This is a genomic window from Pseudomonas sp. MAFF 730105 (genome assembly GCF_055380705.1).
In genome coordinates, this window is the sequence record NZ_AP018438.1 from 399040 (window position 1) to 417175 (window position 18136).

The window sequence follows — 18136 nt, forward strand, 5'->3', positions numbered from 1 at the left end:
TTCACGATGTCCCTGCGATCTATCGCGTTGTTGTCTTTGTGCGTCTTGTTGACCGCATGCAGCAAGGTCAACCAGGAAAACTATTCGAAGCTGTCAGCCGGCATGTCCAAGGCCGAAGTCGAGACGTTACTGGGGAAACCGACCGACTGTTCGGGCGCGCTCGGCATGTCCAGTTGCACCTGGGGCGATCAGAAAAGCTTTATCAGCGTGCAGTATGCCGGTGAGAAGGTGTTGATGTTTTCCGGCCAAGGCCTGAAGTAAACCGGGGCCACGTGCCCGCGGGAGAAAAATAATGATGCGGTTATTGTTAGTGCTTTTGGCTGGCCTGGTATTGGCCGGCTGTGCCACTTCTGGCGAAGACCCGTTGGCGCCCAAGACCGTCAACAGCGTCAATCTCAAGCGTTACCAAGGGACCTGGTACGAGTTGGCTCGCCTGCCAATGTATTTCCAGCGCAACTGCGCACAATCGGAAGCCCATTACACCCTCAAGCCTGACGGCAACATGGGGGTGTTCAATCGCTGCCTGACCTCTGACTGGAAGTGGGAAGAAGCCAAGGGCACCGCTACGCCACAGGTGCCGGGCAAGACCGACAAGCTCTGGGTCGAGTTCGACACCTGGGTCTCGCGGATCCTGCCGGGTGTATCGAAGGGACAATATTGGGTGTTGTACGTCAGCGATGACTACAAGACCGCCATTGTCGGCGACCCTAGCCGGCGCTACATGTGGTTGTTGTCCCGTACGCCGACGGTCAACAGTGTGGTGCGCGAAGAACTGCTGAGCAAGGCACGCCAGCAGGGCTATGACACGACACGACTGATCTGGCGCGCCTCGGATCGGCAGATGGCCAAGACGTCGGACTGACGGCCAGGAAATAACCCTGTGGGAGCGAGCCAGCTCGCGATGACGGGCCTTCATTCAACATCTCTGTTGAATGTGGAGGCCTCATCGCGAGCAGGCTCGCTCCCACAAGGGGGATTTGCGGTCAGCCTAGAAGCTCACGCAATACCTGGGTAAATGCTCGGGCGCTGTCCTCTTCCGCGGCGTGATGCCCGTTACGCACCACCCACTTGCCGCCCACCATGACATCCCGCACCTGGCGATCACCGCCGGCAAACAGCCAGCGATTGAGGATGCCGTCGCCCTGGGCCGTGGCCAGGTAAGGGTCGTTGCCATCGAGTACCAGCCAGTCGGCACGCTTGCCAATTTCTAGGGCACCGATGGGTTGCCCCAATGCCTGGGCGCCACCTTCCAGTGCCGCATCGAACAACGTGCGGCCGACCATCGGCTGATCGGCCCGATACAGACGGTTACGTCGTTGATCCCGCAGGCGCTGGCCGTATTCCAGCCAACGCAACTCTTCCACCACGCTCAATGACACGTGGCTGTCGGAGCCGATACCCAGGCGTCCGCCCTGGGCGAGGTAGTCCACCGCCGGGAAAATACCGTCGCCCAGGTTGGCTTCGGTGGTCAGGCACAGGCCGGCAATTGCCCGGCTCCTGGCCATGAGGCTGACTTCATGGGCATTGGCGTGGGTGGCGTGGACCAGGCACCAGCGCTGATCCACCTCGGTGTTTTCGTACAACCATTGCAGCGGCCGGGCACCGCTCCAACTCAGGCAGTCGTCGACTTCCTTCTGCTGCTCGGCAATGTGGATATGCACCGGGCAGTGAGCGTCGCTGGCGGCCAGTACTTCCTGGATCTGTCCGGGCGTGACGGCGCGCAGGGAGTGGAAACACAGCCCCAGCGTCTGCAGCGGTTGCCCGGACAGGATCGGTTGCAAGCGAGATTGGAGCTTCAAGTAGTTCTCGGTGCTGTTGATGAACCGACGCTGCCCGTCATTGGGCGCCTGGCCACCAAAACCCGAATGGCTGTAGAGCACCGGTAGCAGCGTCAGCCCGATACCGGCGGTGTTGGCGGCGTGACTGATGCGCAAGGCCAGCTCCGCCGGGTCGGCGTAAGGCGTGCCGTCGGTGTCGTGGTGTACGTAATGGAATTCGGCGACCGAGGTGTAACCGGCCTTGAGCATTTCGATGTACAGCTGTCGGGCAATGATGCCGAGTTGGTCGGGGCTGATTTTTCCGACCAGGCGGTACATCAGGTCGCGCCAGGTCCAGAAACTGTCGTTGGGATTGCCCGCCACTTCCGCCAGGCCGGCCATGGCCCGCTGGAACGCGTGGGAGTGCAGGTTCGGCATGCCCGGCAACAGCGGACCGTCCAGCCGTTCGGCGCCGTCTGCGTGGGAACCGGCCTGGATATGGGTCAGGACGCCTTGGGCGTCGACTTCAAGACGTACATCATTGGCCCATCCACTAGGCAACAGCGCGCGTTCGGCAAAGAAGGCGGACATGGTTCAACCTCATTGTGCGTAATTTGTATATACATATACAGACGTTTGCCTGCCCGGTAAACTCCGGCAAGCTAGCAATCTTTATAAGCAGAACAGGGAACCGCCGTGCCGACTCCGCCTGCCAAACCGCCGCTGGCCTCAAACCTGGGTGACAGTCCGGCACCCTTGTATGCCCGCGTCAAACAGATGATCACCCAGCAGATCGACAGTGGAAACTGGCCGCCGCATTACCGTGTGCCGTCGGAAAGCGAACTGGTCAATCAGTTGGGCTTCAGCCGCATGACCATCAACCGTGCCCTGCGGGAAATGACCGCCGATGGCCTGTTGGTGCGTATGCAGGGCGTCGGCACATTCGTCGCCGAACCCAAGAGCCAGTCCGCGCTGTTCGAAGTGCACAACATCGCCGACGAGATTGCCTCTCGCGGCCATCGCCACACCTGCAAGGTCATCACCCTGGAGGAGGAGGCCGCCGGCTCCGAGCGGGCCCTGGCCTTGGACATGCGTGAAGGCCAGAAGGTGTTCCACTCGCTGATCGTGCATTTCGAAAACGACATTCCGGTGCAGATCGAAGACCGCTTCGTCAACGCGTTGGTGGCGCCCGACTACCTCAAGCAGGACTTCACCCTGCAGACACCCTACGCCTATCTGAACCAGGTCGCGCCGCTGACCGAAGGCGAGCATGTTGTGGAAGCGATCCTCGCCGAGCCGAATGAATGCAAGTTACTGCAGATCGAAAAGGGCGAACCGTGCCTGCTGATCCGCCGTCGTACCTGGTCCGGGCGTCAGCCTGTTACCGCCGCGCGGCTGATTCATCCGGGTTCCCGTCATAGTCTGGAAGGGCGATTTCATAAGTGAGTGACTTGAAAGTTCTACGCGCGGTGGATTACCCGCGTATGCCATGGAAAAATGGCGGTGGCAGCACCGCGGAAATCACCCGTGACGCTGGTACCGGCCTGGAAGGTTTCGGCTGGCGTCTGTCGATTGCCGATATCGGTGAGTCGGGCGGTTTTTCCACCTTTGCCGGTTACGAGCGCGTCATCAGCGTCTTGCAGGGCGATGGCATGAGCCTGACCGTCGATGGTCAGGTCACGCGGCCGTTGCATCCCCTGGACCCTTTCGCGTTCAGTGGTGAGAGCCACGTTCATTGCACGTTGCTGGGCGGACCGATTCGTGACTTCAATCTGATCTATTCGCCCCAGCGTTACCGGGCACGGTTACAGTGGCTGGCGGACGAGCAGCGGTTCTTCAGTGAGGCGGGGACGGTGCTGGTGTTCAGTGCCGACCCGGCGCTGCACGTCAAGATCGGCGAGTCCACCGCGGAACTGGCCCTATACGATTGTTTGCAATTGAGCGGTAACACCGGGCTGCTGGAAGTTTCCACGGACGGTCAGTGCTGCGTGATCGAACTGACTGCCCGCTAGTCTCAGCGGTACCTCCTTGTGGCGAGGGGATTTATCCCCGCTGGGTCGCGGAGCGACCCCAAATCAGTTGGCTCCGAAGCTGTTGAGTTGGCACCAAGAGGGGCCGCTTCGCAGCCCAGCGGGGATAAATCCCCTCGCCACAAAAGCACGCCTTACTGTTTCTTCAGCCGCACCAATTTGTTACCGAATGCCCCAGCGTGGCGCAACGCCACGCTTGTGTCCTCCTGATGTCTACCCCAGAAAATCCTCCTCCGAAAAATTAATCCGCTTCTGCAGCCCTTCAATTCCGCGCTTTCCAGCCATTTCAAAAAAGATTCCTGAATGCACCTTCAGCAAGTTGGCCGCTTGATTGCATATGCTTGTACATACAAGTAAAGACGTATGCGTATGAGTCATCGATATTCAACGCAACGTTCGTTAAATCGCTGCCCACTGCCCGGGCTGGTCTGGATTGATCGCTGAGGAGTTTTTGCTGTGACCGACGCTACCCGCAAACCCGAAAAATACCGTGACGTTGAAATTCGCGCCCCTCGCGGTAATACGCTGACCGCCAAGAGCTGGCTGACTGAAGCGCCGCTGCGCATGCTGATGAACAACCTCGATCCGCAAGTGGCCGAGAACCCCAAGGAGCTGGTGGTCTACGGTGGCATCGGCCGCGCGGCGCGCAACTGGGAGTGCTACGACAAGATCGTCGAAAGCCTCACCAACCTGAACGACGACGAAACCCTGCTGGTGCAATCCGGCAAGCCGGTGGGCGTGTTCAAGACCCACACGAATGCCCCGCGCGTGCTGATCGCCAACTCCAACCTGGTACCGCACTGGGCCAGTTGGGAACACTTCAACGAGCTCGACGCCAAGGGCCTGGCCATGTACGGCCAGATGACCGCCGGCAGCTGGATCTACATCGGCAGCCAGGGCATTGTGCAGGGTACCTATGAAACCTTCGTCGAAGCCGGTCGCCAGCATTACGACTCCAACCTCAAGGGCCGTTGGGTCCTGACCGCCGGCCTGGGCGGCATGGGCGGCGCACAACCGTTGGCTGCGACACTGGCCGGCGCTTGCTCGCTGAACATTGAATGCCAGCAGGTCAGTATCGATTTCCGTCTCAAGACCCGTTACGTCGACGAGCAGGCCACCGACCTGGATGATGCCCTGGCCCGTATCGAGAAATACACCGCCGAAGGCAAGGCAATCTCCATCGCACTGTGCGGGAACGCCGCTGAAATCCTGCCGGAAATGGTCCGTCGCGGTGTGCGGCCGGACATGGTCACCGACCAGACCAGCGCCCACGACCCACTCAACGGTTACCTGCCGGCTGGCTGGACCTGGGACGAGTACCGTGCCCGCGCCAAGACCGAACCCGCCGCCGTGGTGAAAGCCGCCAAGCAATCGATGGCGGTGCACGTGAAAGCCATGCTGGCCTTCCAGAAAATGGGCGTGCCGACCTTCGACTACGGCAACAACATCCGTCAGATGGCCCAGGAAGAAGGCGTCGAGAATGCCTTCGACTTCCCAGGCTTCGTGCCGGCGTATATCCGTCCGCTGTTTTGCCGCGGCATCGGTCCGTTCCGCTGGGCCGCGCTGTCGGGTGACCCGCAGGACATCTACAAGACCGACGCCAAGGTCAAGGAACTGATCCCTGACGACGCCCACCTGCATAACTGGTTGGACATGGCCCGCGAGCGCATCAGCTTCCAGGGTCTGCCGGCACGTATCTGCTGGGTCGGCCTGGGCCAACGCGCCAAGCTGGGCCTGGCGTTCAACGAAATGGTGCGCAGCGGTGAGCTGTCGGCACCGATCGTGATTGGCCGCGATCACCTGGACTCCGGTTCCGTGTCCAGCCCCAACCGTGAAACCGAATCCATGCAGGACGGCTCCGACGCGGTCTCCGACTGGCCGTTGCTCAACGCCTTGCTCAACACCGCCAGCGGCGCGACCTGGGTATCGCTGCACCACGGTGGCGGCGTCGGCATGGGCTTCTCCCAGCACTCGGGCATGGTGATCGTCTGCGATGGTACCGATGAGGCGGCCGAGCGAATCGCTCGCGTACTGCACAACGACCCGGCTACCGGTGTGATGCGTCATGCCGATGCCGGTTACCAGATTGCGATCGACTGCGCCAAGGAACAGGGCCTGAACTTGCCGATGATTACCGGCAAGTAACGCAGGACCCCTTGTGGGAGCGAGCCTGCTCGCGATGAGGGAGTGTCAGTTAACAACACTGCAACTGACCCACCGCTATCGTCGGATCGCCGCCCGGAGCAGGCTCGCTCCCACAGAAAAGCAACACCAGAGTCACCACCAGAACAATCCACAGAGGTTGAACCATGGCCGTCAGTAGCACACGTGCAAGCAGCAAGCCGTTGATCGAGAAGCGTTCGATCGACTACATCCCGGAATCGGAGAGACACGGTCGATTGTTGAGCCAGTTCACCCTCTGGATGGGGGCCAACCTGCAAATCACTGCCATTGTCACCGGTGCGTTGGCGGTGGTGCTGGGCGGTGATGTGTTCTGGTCGTTGATCGGTTTGCTGATCGGCCAACTGCTCGGCGGTGGCGTCATGGCGTTGCATGCCGCGCAAGGACCCAAGCTTGGCCTGCCGCAGATGATTTCCAGCCGGGTGCAGTTCGGTGTATATGGCGCGGCCATCCCGATTGTCCTGGTGTGCCTGATGTACCTGGGTTTCACCGCCACGGGAACTGTGCTTTCCGGCCAGGCGCTGGGCCAGTTGTTTGGCGTCAGTGACAGTGTCGGGATCCTCATTTTCGCCAGTGTCATCGTGCTGGTCACGGTGCTCGGTTATCGGGTGATCCACTTCATTGGCCGTGTCGCCAGCATTATTGGTGTGATCGCTTTTGTTTACCTGTTCGCTCGCCTGATCAGCCAGACAGACGTTGGCGCACTCCTGCAAATCCGCCATTTCAGCTGGAGCAGCTTCCTGCTCGCGGTGTCGCTCGCGGCATCCTGGCAGATCGCCTTCGGCCCCTACGTGGCTGACTATTCGCGTTACCTGCCGAGCAAGACGTCCTCGGTGAAAACCTTTTTCGCCGCGGGCGCCGGTTCGGTCATCGGCGCCCAGGTGGCGATGATCCTCGGCGTATTCGCCGCCGCCTCGGCCAACGGACAGTTCGCGGGTCACGAAGTGGCCTACATCGTCGGCCTGGGAGGGACCGGCGCCACCGCTGCGCTGCTGTACTTCAGCATCGCGTTCGGCAAGGTCACCATTTCCACGCTGAACTCCTACGGCAGCTTCATGTGCATTGCGACCATCATCAGCGGTTTCCGTGGCCAGCTGAACGTAACGCGCTTGCAGCGGCTGGTGTTCGTGCTGGTGATCGTCGGCGCCGCGACCCTGATCGCGTTGCTCGGCCAGCACTCGTTCCTCGGTGCCTTCAAGTCTTTCATCCTGTTCTTGCTGGCGTTCTTTACGCCCTGGAGCGCGATCAACCTGGTGGACTACTACTGCATCACTCGCGAGCGCTATGACGTACCGGCACTGGCCGACTCGAACGGTCGCTATGGTCGTTGGAATGCTCTCGGTATCAGCGTTTATGCGTTGGGTGTACTGGTTCAATTGCCGTTCATCTCCACCAAGTTCTACACCGGGCCGCTGGTGGCAGCGATGGGGGATGTGGATATCTCGTGGATCATCGGCCTAGTGGTGCCGGCGGCGCTGTATTACGTCGCGGCGAAGAAATGGCACAGCGCTGTACCCGATCAATTGATCCTGCCAGTCGAGCAGGACGCGGTTGACGCACAACCGAGCAGGGCGGGCCGCATCCAAGCGGTCTGATAGGACGTTGACAGGGCTGGATGCCTCTTGACTGCCGTAAGCCAATTCACTGATTAGGAGCGTCACACAATGAAATCGAACAAGACCCTGCTGACCACGTTGCTTTCCATGGGCCTGCTGGCCAGCGCCGGCGCCACCCAGGCGGCGGGTTGGTGCGAGTCGGGCAAACCGGTGAAATTCGCCGGCCTGAACTGGGAAAGCGCCATGCTGCTGACCGACGTCCTGCAAGTGGTGTTGGAAAAAGGCTACGACTGCAAGACCGACAGCCTGCCGGGCAACTCCATCACCATGGAAAACGCCCTGAGCAGCAACGACATCCAAGTGTTTGCCGAAGAATGGGTCGGTCGCAGCGAAGTCTGGAACAAGGCCGAGAAGGCCGGCAAAGTGGTCGGCGTCGGTGCGCCGGTGGTGGGTGCCATCGAAGGCTGGTACGTGCCGCGCTACGTGGTTGAAGGCGACGCCAAGCGCAAGCTGGAAGCCAAGGCCCCGGGCCTGAAGAACATCGCCGACCTGGGTCAGTACGCCGCCGTGTTCAAGGACCCGGAAGAACCGTCCAAGGGCCGTTTCTACAACTGCCCGGCCGGTTGGACCTGTGAGCTGGACAACAGCGAAATGCTGAAAAGCTATGGCCTTGAAAATACCTACACCAACTTCCGTCCAGGTACCGGCCCGGCGTTGGATGCGGCCGTGTTGTCGAGCTACAAGCGCGGCGAGCCGATCCTGTTCTACTACTGGTCGCCAACCCCGTTGATGGGCCAGGTGGACCTGGTAAAACTGGAAGAAAAACCGGGTGTGGATAAAAGCGTGAGCATCAAGGTCGGCCTGTCCAAGACCTTCCACGATGAGGCCCCGGAACTGGTGGCTGTGCTGGAAAAGGTCAACCTGCCCATCGATATCCTGAACCAGAACCTCGGACGCATGGCCAAAGAGCGGATCGAGTCGCCGAAACTGGCGAAGATCTTCCTGAAGGAACATCCTGAAGTCTGGCACGCCTGGGTGAGCGCAGACGCTGCCAAGAAAATCGACGCGGCTCTGTAGGTCGAATACCTCCCGGCCACCCCTTGGGCTGGCCGGGACATTCACCGCATCCCCCTGATCGAGAGTCTCTTATGTTTCCCGAAAGCTTTACCTTTTCCATCGCCGACTGGGTCAACGGCTGGGTCGACGCCCTGGTGACGAATTATGGCGATGTGTTCCGGCACATCTCCGATACCCTGCTGTGGGCCATCGTCAATCTCGAAGGCCTGCTGCGCATGGCGCCCTGGTGGTTGATGCTGGCCATCGTCGGTGGCATTGCCTGGCACGCCACCCGCAAGGTCGTGGCCACGGCGGTGATCGTCGGCCTGCTGTTTCTGGTGGGCGCGGTGGGCCTGTGGGACAAACTGATGCAGACCCTCGCGCTGATGCTGGTGGCGACGTTGATTTCGGTATTGATCGGCATCCCGCTGGGCATTCTTTCGGCACGCAGCAATCGCCTGCGTTCGGTGCTGATGCCGTTGCTGGACATCATGCAGACCATGCCGAGCTTCGTGTACCTGATTCCTGTGTTGATGCTGTTCGGCCTGGGCAAGGTCCCGGCGATCTTCGCCACCGTGATCTATGCCGCGCCGCCCCTGATTCGTCTCACCGACCTGGGCATCCGCCAGGTAGACGGCGAAGTGATGGAGGCCATCAACGCTTTCGGTGCCAACCGCTGGCAACAACTGTTCGGCGTGCAACTGCCCCTGGCCCTGCCGAGCATCATGGCCGGGATCAACCAGACCACCATGATGGCCCTGTCGATGGTGGTCATCGCCTCGATGATCGGCGCCCGTGGCCTGGGTGAGGACGTGCTGGTGGGCATCCAGACCCTCAACGTCGGACGCGGCCTGGAAGCCGGGCTGGCGATTGTGATTCTCGCCGTGGTCATCGACCGCATTACCCAGGCCTATGGTCGTCCTCGGCATGAGGTGAGCAAATGAACAACGCAACCATCAGCAAAATCGAAGTCAAGAACGTCTTCAAGATTTTCGGCAACCGGTCCAAGGACGCCTTGGACCTGATCCGCCAGAACAAGACCAAGGACCAGGTGCTGGCCGAAACCGGCTGCGTGGTCGGTGTGAACGACCTGTCGCTGAGCATCGGTACCGGTGAGATCTTCGTGATCATGGGCCTGTCCGGCTCCGGCAAATCCACCCTGGTGCGGCACTTCAATCGCCTGATCGATCCCACCAGCGGCGCGATCCTGGTGGACGGCGAAGACATCCTGCAACTGGACATGGACGCCCTGCGTGAATTCCGTCGGCACAAGATCAGCATGGTGTTCCAGAGCTTCGGCCTGCTGCCCCACAAGAGTGTGCTGGACAACGTCGCCTACGGCTTGAAGGTCCGCGGCGAGAGCAAACAAGTGTGTGCCGAGCGCGCGCTGCACTGGATCAACACCGTGGGCCTGAAGGGCTACGAAAACAAATACCCGCACCAGCTCTCCGGCGGCATGCGCCAGCGCGTAGGCCTGGCACGTGCCTTGGCGGCGGATACCGACATCATCCTCATGGACGAAGCCTTCAGTGCCCTCGACCCGCTGATCCGCGCCGAAATGCAGGATCAGTTGCTGGAACTGCAAAAGACCCTGCACAAGACCATCGTCTTCATTACCCACGACCTCGACGAGGCCGTGCGCATCGGCAACCGTATCGCGATTCTCAAGGACGGCAAGCTGATCCAGGTCGGCACACCCCGGGAGATCCTGCATTCGCCGGCCGATGAGTATGTCGATCGGTTCGTGCAGCGGCGGGCGGCGGTGGTGTAGGGCGGGCCGGTCACAAAATCTGTGGGAGCAAAGCTTGCTCGCGATACAGGCACCTCGGTTCCAGAGAGAGCGCATTGGATTCATCGCGGGCAGCCTTGCTCCCACGGATAATCCCGCTGCGACTCAAGGGTATTGGCAACTTAATATGTGTATGAGGCTTTAGATGTCCCAGGCTGAAAAAATCATCATCGCCGACGCCCCCTGCGTTGGCAGGACGTGGTCGCCGTCGCTCGCTTCGGTGCCGAGCTTGAGCTGTCGGCCCAGGCCTGGGCGCGGATCGACAATGCCCAGGCCATCGTGCAGCGCATCGTCGAAAGCGGCGAGCGCGCCTATGGCGTCAACACCGGCCTGGGGGCCTTGTGCAATGTGTCGCTCAAGGATGAACAACTCAGCCAACTGTCGCGCAACACCCTGCTCAGCCATGCCTGTGGCGTGGGCGCGCCGCTGGCGGACGAACAGACCCGGGCGATTCTCTGCGCTGCCATCCTCAACTACAGCCAGGGCAAGTCCGGCATTCATCGTCGGGTGGTCGAAGCCTTGCTGGCGCTGCTCAATCGCGGCATCACCCCACAAGTGCCGTCCCAGGGATCGGTGGGTTACCTGACCCACATGGCTCACATCAGCATTGCGCTGCTGGGCGTCGGCCAGGTCAGCTATCGCGGCCAGATCGTCGCGGCGCAACAGGCCCTGGCCGCAGAGGGCTTGCAGCCGGTTCAACTGGGGGCAAAGGACGGCCTGTGCCTGGTCAACGGTACGCCGTGCATGACCGGCCTCAGTTGCCTGGCCCTGGCCGATGCGACGCGGCTGGTGCAATGGGCCGATGTGATCGGCGCCATGAGTTTTGAGGCGCAGCGTGGACAGATTGCCGCGTTCGACGCCGAGATCATCGCCCTCAAGCCGCACCCCGGCATGCAGCAGGTCGGTACCAATCTGCGGGCCTTGCTCGATGGCAGCGAAGTCATCGCCGCGAGCCTGGGCATTCGCACCCAGGATGCCTTGAGCATCCGCTCGATTCCCCAGGTGCACGGCGCTGCTCGCGATCAACTGGCCCATGCGCGGCAGCAAATCGAAACCGAACTCAACGCTGCCACCGATAACCCGCTGTTGCTGGGCACGCCGGATAACTTCCGGGTCATGTCCCAGGCCAACCCCCACGGTCAGTCGGTGGCCCTGGCGGCGGATCTGCTGGCCATTGCCATGGCGGAAATCGGCTCCATCGCCGAGCGCCGTCTCGACCGGTTGATCAACCCGCATGTCAACGGACTGCCGGCCTTTCTGGTGGCCAATCCCGGCGTGAACTCGGGGATGATGATCGTGCAGTATGTCGCCGCCTCCTTGTGCGCGGAGAATCGCCAGTTGGCGCAACCGGCGGTGCTCGATAATTACGTGACCTCGGGCTTGCAGGAAGATCACTTGAGCCTGGGCACCAACGCGGCCCTGAAGCTGCACAGGGCGTTGGAAAACTGTACGCAGATTCTCGCCATCGAATACCTGCTGGCGGCCCAGGCCTTTGAATTCCTCAAGGCACAGCGCTTCGGCGCCGGCACCGGTATCGCCTGGCAATTGCTGCGTGAGCGCGTTGCTGCCTATGACCAGGACCGCTGGCTGGCGCCGGACATTGCCAGCGCCGCCGGGCTGCTTAAAGACCCGAACCTGCTGCACAGCGTGTTACCGAATTTGAATTGATCGAAAAAAAGCGCCAGCGTGCCAAGGCACCCCTTGCCCAAAAAGCATCGCTCAAAAAGCGAGGGTGACGGATAACGGAACATTCCGGAGCGACTGGCGAGTTAAAAAAAACTCTCAAAAGGAGCAATAAATGACTGCCTTAAACCTGATTCCCGGTCAATTGAGCCTGGCTCAATTGCGTGACATCTATCAGCAACCGGTGACCCTGAGCCTCGATGCCAGCGCTTCGGCACAAATCGAAGCCAGCGTGGCGTGCGTGGAGCAGATCCTCGCCGAGAACCGTACCGCCTACGGCATCAACACCGGTTTCGGTCTGCTGGCCTCGACCCGTATCGCCAGCGAAGACCTGGAAAACCTGCAGCGCTCCCTGGTGCTATCCCATGCCGCTGGCGTGGGCGAGCCGATCAGCGATGCGCTGGTGCGCTTGATCATGGTGCTCAAGGTCAACAGCCTGAGCCGGGGTTTTTCCGGTATTCGCCGACAAGTGATCGATGCGCTGATCGCGCTGGTCAATGCCGAGGTCTATCCGCACATCCCGCTCAAGGGCTCGGTCGGTGCTTCCGGCGACCTGGCACCGTTGGCCCACATGTCCCTGGTGTTGCTGGGTGAAGGCAAGGCGCGCTACAAAGGTGAATGGCTGCCGGCCGTCGACGCGCTGAAAATCGCCGGTCTCGCACCGCTGACCCTGGCCGCCAAAGAAGGCCTGGCGCTGCTCAACGGCACCCAGGTGTCCACCGCATTTGCCCTGCGTGGCCTGTTCGAGGGTGAAGACCTGTTTGCCGGTGCCCTGGCCCTGGGCAGCCTCACGGTGGAAGCCGTGCTTGGCTCCCGCTCGCCATTCGACCCGCGTATCCACGCCGCCCGTGGCCAGAAGGGCCAGATCGATGCCGCCGCCGCGTACCGCGATCTGCTGGGCGAGCGCAGCGAAGTGTCCGCTTCGCACCAGAACTGCGACAAGGTCCAGGATCCGTACTCCCTGCGTTGCCAGCCGCAAGTGATGGGCGCCTGCCTGACCCAGTTCCGCCAGGCGGCCGAAGTGCTGGTGATCGAGGCCAACGCCGTCTCGGATAACCCGTTGGTGTTCGCCGCCGAAGGCGATGTGATTTCCGGCGGCAACTTCCACGCCGAACCCGTGGCGATGGCCGCTGACAACATGGCCCTGGCGATTGCCGAAATCGGCTCCCTGAGCGAGCGTCGCATTTCCCTGATGATGGACAAGCACATGTCGCAGTTGCCACCGTTCCTGGTGGGTAATGGCGGGGTCAATTCCGGCTTCATGATCGCCCAGGTCACCGCGGCTGCTCTGGCGAGTGAGAACAAGGCGTTGTCCCATCCTCACTCGGTGGACAGCCTGCCGACCTCCGCCAACCAGGAAGACCACGTGTCCATGGCCCCGGCCGCCGGCAAGCGCCTGTGGGAAATGGCCGAGAACACCCGTGGCATCCTGGCGGTGGAATGGCTGGCGGCTTGCCAGGGCCTGGACCTGCGAGGTGGCTTGAAGACCTCCGCCAAACTGGAGCAGGCCCGCAGCATTCTGCGTGCCGAAGTGCCGTTCTATGAGAAGGACCGGTTCTTTGCGCCAGACATCAATGCCGCCAGTGAGCTGTTGGCGAGCCGTTGCCTGAACGAGCTGGTCATGGCGAACCTGTTGCCGAGTTTCCAAGGCTGACTCGATCGTTCCCACGCTCTGCGTGGGAATGCTTCATGGGACGCTCTGCGTCCCGCTCGACAAGGGACGCGGAGCGTCCCGGACTGCATTCCCACGCAAAGCGTGGGAACGATCCTGACGGAGGACGTCAATGAAAACCCTCTGGCAAAACTGCCACGCCGCCACCATGGCCCAGGGCGTCTACTCGATCATCGAAGATGCCGCCATCGTCACCCACGGTGAACACATCCACTGGATCGGCCCGCGCGCGGAACTGCCGGCTGGTGACTATCCGGCGGTCAACGACCTCAAGGGCGCGTGGGTCACCCCGGGCCTGATCGACTGCCACACCCACACGGTGTTCGGCGGTAACCGTAGCGGTGAATTCGAACAACGCCTGCAGGGCGTCAGCTATGCCGATATCGCAGCGGCCGGTGGCGGCATCGCCAGCACGGTGCGCGCCACCCGAGCTGCCAGTGAGGACGAACTGTTCGCCAGCGCCGCCAAGCGTCTGAGAAGCCTGATGCGTGATGGCGTGACCACGGTGGAAATCAAGTCCGGTTATGGCCTGGACCTGGCCAACGAACGCAAGATGTTGCGGGTCGCCCGCCGTCTCGCTGCCGAACTGCCGGTCAGTGTGCGTAGCACCTGCCTGGCTGCCCACGCGTTGCCGCCGGAATACGCCGACCGCGCCGACGACTACATCGAACACATCTGTGCCGAAATGCTCCCGGCCCTGGCGGCCGAAGGGCTGGTGGACGCGGTGGATGCCTTCTGCGAGTACCTGGCGTTTTCCCCGGCGCAGGTCGAGCGGGTGTTCGTCACCGCGCAACAACTGGGCTTGCCGGTGAAGCTGCACGCCGAGCAATTGTCATCGTTGCACGGTTCGAGCCTGGCGGCCCGTTACCAGGCGTTGTCGGCGGATCACCTGGAGTTCATGACCGAGGACGATGCCATCGCCATGGCTGAGTCCGGCACCGTGGCCGTGCTGCTGCCGGGTGCGTTTTACTTTCTTCGGGAAACCCAACTGCCGCCGATGGACGCCCTGCGCAAGCACGGCGTGAAGATCGCCGTGGCCAGCGACCTCAACCCCGGCACCTCGCCGGCGCTGTCGGTGCGCCTGATGTTGAACATGGCTTGCACCTGCTTCCGGATGACTCCGGAAGAGGCCTTGGCTGGTGCAACGATCCATGCCGCCCAGGCCTTGGGCATGGCCCGTACCCATGGTTCGCTGGAGGTCGGCAAGGTGGCGGATTTTGTCGCCTGGCACATCGACCGTCCGGCCGACCTTTCGTACTGGCTGGGTGGTGAACTGGAAAAACGCGTCGTGCGCCACGGCGTTGAAATCGCTTGAGGAGAATGCTAGTGGAGAAGGTCTTGAATTTCACCCAGGGACGCGTGCCGTTGTTGATCAGCATGCCTCACGCGGGCCTGCGCCTGACCCCGGCAGTGAAGACCGGGTTGATCGATGAAGCCCAGAGCCTGCCGGACACCGACTGGCACATTCCCAAGCTCTACGATTTTGCCGCTGAGCTGGGCGCCAGTACCCTGTCCGCCGAATACTCACGGTTCGTCGTCGACCTGAACCGACCCTCCGACGACACACCGATGTACGTCGGCGCCACCACTGGCCTGTACCCGGCGACGCTGTTCGATGGCGTGCCGCTGTTTCGCGAAGGGCTGGTACCCTCGGCGGAGGAACGGGCCATGTACCTGCAGCAGATCTGGATGCCGTATCACCAGGTCCTGCAACAGGAGCTGGCGCGGCTCAAGGCCGAGTTCGGCTACGCCTTGCTGTTCGACGCCCATTCGATCCGTTCGGTGATCCCGCACCTGTTCGACGGCAAGCTGCCGGACTTCAACCTCGGCACCTTCAACGGCGCCAGCTGCGACCCGGTGCTGGCGAGCCAGCTCGAAGCCATCTGTGCCCGTCACGACGCATTCACCCATGTGCTCAACGGGCGTTTCAAGGGCGGACACATCACCCGGCACTACGGCAACCCGGCCGAAAATATCCATGCGGTGCAACTGGAGCTGTGCCAGAGCACCTACATGGAAGAGTTCGAGCCGTTCAACTATCGGGAAGACCGGGCCGCCCCGACCCGGGTTGTCCTCCGGGAGCTGCTTGAGGGCCTGCTGGCCTGGGGGCAGCAAACCTACAAGAAGTAAGGATCGCGCAGTACCCCTGTGGCGAGAGAGCTTGTTCCCGCTGTGTCGGTCCGACGCAGCGGGCGAGGCCGCCCCGGCAATCTTGTGAGCACCGAGCACTCAAGCGGGAGCAAACTCTCTCTCGTCACAACAGCCCTCATTCCTCTCTGCCTGTCGCCACCGTGCAAAACCGGGTCGCCTCAGGTCACCTTTACCGCCTCGGCGCTGCGTACTGTTTCGGCACGGTGCACAAAGACACCGGTCCACAATAATCCGCTGCCGCACGAGACCCTCCCGATGAAAAGACTGTTCATACGCTGTCTGTCGATCTTCTGCGCTACCGCCATGTTGGGCTCCGGGGCGATGGCCGCCGAGACGGCGTCCTGCCAGACCGTGCGCATGGGCGTGGTCAATTGGACCGATGTGATCGCCACCAGCGGCGTGGCCGAGGTACTGCTCACTGGCCTGGGTTATGAAAGCAAGCAGACTAGCGCAGTGCAGCAGATCATCTTCGCCGGTATTCGCGACAAGCGCCTCGACATCTTCCTGGGCTATTGGAAGCCGGCCATGGACAAGAACATAGCCCCGTTCCTGGCCGCCAACCAGGTGAGGGTACTGGACAAACCGAGCCTGGCCGATGCGCAGGCTACCCTGGCGGTACCCGACTACGTGGCAGCGGCGGGGCTCAAGACCTTCTCCGACATCGCCCGGTTCAAGGAGCAACTGGGTGGCAAGATCTACGGCATCGAGCCAGGCAGCGGGGCCAACACCACCATCAAGACCATGATCGAGACCAACCATTTCGGCCTCAAGGACTTCAAGCTGATCGAGTCGGGTGAGGCGGGCATGCTGGCCGCGGTGCAGCGGGCGGTGAATCGCAAGGAATTCGTGGTCTTCGTGGGCTGGACCCCTCACCCGATGAACATCAACATGAAGATCGCCTACCTGACCGGCAGCGAAGACGTCTACGGGCCGAACGAAGGCGCCGCGACCGTTTCCACCGTGACCGCGCCGGACTATGCCCAGCGCTGTCCGAACGTTAACCGCTTGCTGGAAAATCTGACCTTCACAGCCGCCCAGGAAAGCCAGCTGATGGTGCCGATCATGGAGCGCAAGACACCCCAGGACGTCGCCCGGCAATGGTTGCGTGAGCATCCCGAGGACCTCCAGCACTGGCTGGCCGGCGTCACCAGCTTCGACGGCAAGGACGGCGTGGCGACGGTGCAGGCCAGCCTGAAAAATTGATCATCACATGATTGTGGCGCGGGGATTTGGCGACGTTTCGTTAAGTCCCTCGCTATAGTTCAGCGCTTGATCCTGGATATTTACCGGACTGTATCTCTCCATGGTTTCTTATCCACTTTCCCCAGCAATGTCCGCCTTCGTCGACAAGACGTTGGGTTTCAACAGCCCGGACACGAGCCTCACGGGCGTGCGCCAGGCCTACAACCAGATGTGCCGCGGATTTAACCCGCCGCGCCCGGCGACGCTGACAATCGATGACTTGGAGTTGGCCGGCGTGGCCGTGCGGGCCTATCACCCACGGCGTGCAGCGCCACTGGCAGGCTGGCCGTGCCTTCTTTATCTTCACGGTGGCGGATGGGTGGTGGGAGACCTGGATTCCCATGATTTCATCTGCATGGAGCTGGCTGCCGCGCTAGGGGCGCTGGTCATTGCGGTGGATTATCGGCTGGCGCCGGAGCATCCGTTCCCGGCCGCCTTCGAAGATTGTCTCGCGGTATGGCGCCACCTGATGGCGGCGCCCTTTGCCGTCGACCCCAGGCGTCGATGGGTGATGGGTGATAGCGCCGGGGGCAACCTTGCCGCGGCGCTGTGCCTGGCCTTGCGCGATACCGCTCAACCGATGCCTGGAGGTCAGGTGTTGATTTACCCCGCCCTTGGCGGCCCCGCAGATCTGCCCTCGCGACAAGAATGTGCCAACGCGCCGCTCCTGAGCAGTCGCGACCTGGACGACTATCACCAGCTTTACCTGGGTACCACCGCGCCATCGCCGTACGCCATGCCGTTGCTCGCCGATGACCTGGGTCGCCTGCCGAAGGCACTCATCATCGTGGCCCAATGGGATCCGCTGCGCGATGACGGGGTCCTTTACAGCGAACGGCTAGACGCCGCCGGAGGGCGGTCCGTGCTGTATGTCGGGGAAGGACTTGTGCACGGCTGTCTGCGTGGCCGGCACCAGGTGCCGGAGGTCGATCAGATGTATCGCATGCTGTTGGCGTACTTGGCCGACACGCTTTGACTGCGCGGGGGCATGCTCATTAAGGCGATTCGGGTTTATGATG

16 protein-coding genes are annotated in these 18136 nt (G+C 61.7%); 15 read left to right on the forward strand and 1 reads right to left on the reverse strand.

Annotated elements, in window-relative coordinates:
- Positions 1–6: 6 nt before the first annotated feature.
- Together PCOSP_RS01775 and PCOSP_RS01780 are read left to right on the forward strand one after the other, a co-directional pair.
- Positions 7–261: an outer membrane protein assembly factor BamE domain-containing protein gene (locus PCOSP_RS01775; protein ID WP_024778082.1), complete on the forward strand. Its 255-nt coding sequence runs from the start codon at positions 7–9 to the stop codon at positions 259–261.
- Positions 262–292: 31 nt separating this feature from the next.
- Positions 293–862: a lipocalin family protein gene (locus PCOSP_RS01780; RefSeq protein WP_139646426.1), complete on the forward strand. Its 570-nt coding sequence runs from the start codon at positions 293–295 to the stop codon at positions 860–862.
- Positions 863–983: 121 nt separating this feature from the next.
- On the opposite strand, the gene PCOSP_RS01785 is transcribed toward PCOSP_RS01780, so the two are convergent.
- Positions 984–2348, reverse strand: a complete 1365-nt coding sequence (locus PCOSP_RS01785; protein ID WP_464710185.1) for a formimidoylglutamate deiminase — start codon at positions 2346–2348, stop codon at positions 984–986.
- Between the two features lie 105 nt (positions 2349–2453).
- Between PCOSP_RS01785 and hutC the strand changes: the two genes are divergently transcribed.
- From hutC to PCOSP_RS01850, 13 genes are all read left to right on the forward strand, one after another.
- A complete protein-coding gene (gene hutC / locus PCOSP_RS01790) occupies positions 2454–3203 on the forward strand; it encodes a histidine utilization repressor (RefSeq protein ID WP_024778085.1) in 750 nt (249 codons plus the stop codon).
- Entirely contained in the window at positions 3200–3769 is a 570-nt protein-coding gene (locus PCOSP_RS01795; protein WP_464710186.1) for a HutD/Ves family protein, read from the forward strand. Before hutC ends, PCOSP_RS01795 begins: the two co-directional genes overlap by 4 nt.
- Before the next feature lie 474 nt (positions 3770–4243).
- Complete coding sequence (hutU, locus tag PCOSP_RS01800) at positions 4244–5932, forward strand: urocanate hydratase (protein ID WP_175361869.1); 1689 nt, start codon at positions 4244–4246, stop codon at positions 5930–5932.
- A 164-nt stretch (positions 5933–6096) separates the two neighbouring features.
- On the forward strand, positions 6097–7563 hold the full coding sequence (locus tag PCOSP_RS01805; protein ID WP_464710187.1) for a purine-cytosine permease family protein: 1467 nt from the start codon (positions 6097–6099) through the stop codon (positions 7561–7563).
- A 69-nt stretch (positions 7564–7632) separates the two neighbouring features.
- Positions 7633–8601 (forward strand): ABC transporter substrate-binding protein, encoded by a 969-nt coding sequence (locus PCOSP_RS01810; RefSeq protein WP_139646436.1) that lies wholly within the window; start codon positions 7633–7635, stop codon positions 8599–8601.
- A 71-nt stretch (positions 8602–8672) separates the two neighbouring features.
- Positions 8673–9524, forward strand: coding sequence for an ABC transporter permease (locus tag PCOSP_RS01815; protein WP_041024738.1), 852 nt, complete (start codon positions 8673–8675; stop codon positions 9522–9524).
- Positions 9521–10351, forward strand: a complete 831-nt coding sequence (locus PCOSP_RS01820) for a quaternary amine ABC transporter ATP-binding protein (protein ID WP_139646438.1) — start codon at positions 9521–9523, stop codon at positions 10349–10351. Before PCOSP_RS01815 ends, PCOSP_RS01820 begins: the two co-directional genes overlap by 4 nt.
- Positions 10352–10552: 201 nt before the next feature.
- A complete protein-coding gene (locus tag PCOSP_RS01825) occupies positions 10553–12037 on the forward strand; it encodes an HAL/PAL/TAL family ammonia-lyase (protein WP_464711853.1) in 1485 nt (494 codons plus the stop codon).
- Between the two features lie 130 nt (positions 12038–12167).
- The gene (hutH, locus tag PCOSP_RS01830) at positions 12168–13706 is read left to right on the forward strand and encodes a histidine ammonia-lyase (protein ID WP_139646442.1); all 1539 of its coding nucleotides are present in this window, start codon (positions 12168–12170) and stop codon (positions 13704–13706) included.
- A 130-nt stretch (positions 13707–13836) separates the two neighbouring features.
- Positions 13837–15039 carry an imidazolonepropionase gene (gene hutI, locus PCOSP_RS01835; protein WP_464710188.1) on the forward strand — a complete coding sequence of 401 codons (1203 nt, stop codon included), beginning with the start codon at positions 13837–13839 and terminating at the stop codon, positions 15037–15039.
- Between the two features lie 11 nt (positions 15040–15050).
- The gene (gene hutG, locus PCOSP_RS01840; RefSeq protein WP_464710189.1) at positions 15051–15854 is read left to right on the forward strand and encodes an N-formylglutamate deformylase; all 804 of its coding nucleotides are present in this window, start codon (positions 15051–15053) and stop codon (positions 15852–15854) included.
- 276 nt (positions 15855–16130) lie between these two features.
- Complete coding sequence (locus tag PCOSP_RS01845) at positions 16131–17078, forward strand: choline ABC transporter substrate-binding protein (RefSeq protein WP_464710191.1); 948 nt, start codon at positions 16131–16133, stop codon at positions 17076–17078.
- A gap of 100 nt (positions 17079–17178) precedes the next feature.
- Positions 17179–18093: an alpha/beta hydrolase gene (locus PCOSP_RS01850; protein WP_139646452.1), complete on the forward strand. Its 915-nt coding sequence runs from the start codon at positions 17179–17181 to the stop codon at positions 18091–18093.
- The last annotated feature ends 43 nt before the right edge of the window (positions 18094–18136 follow it).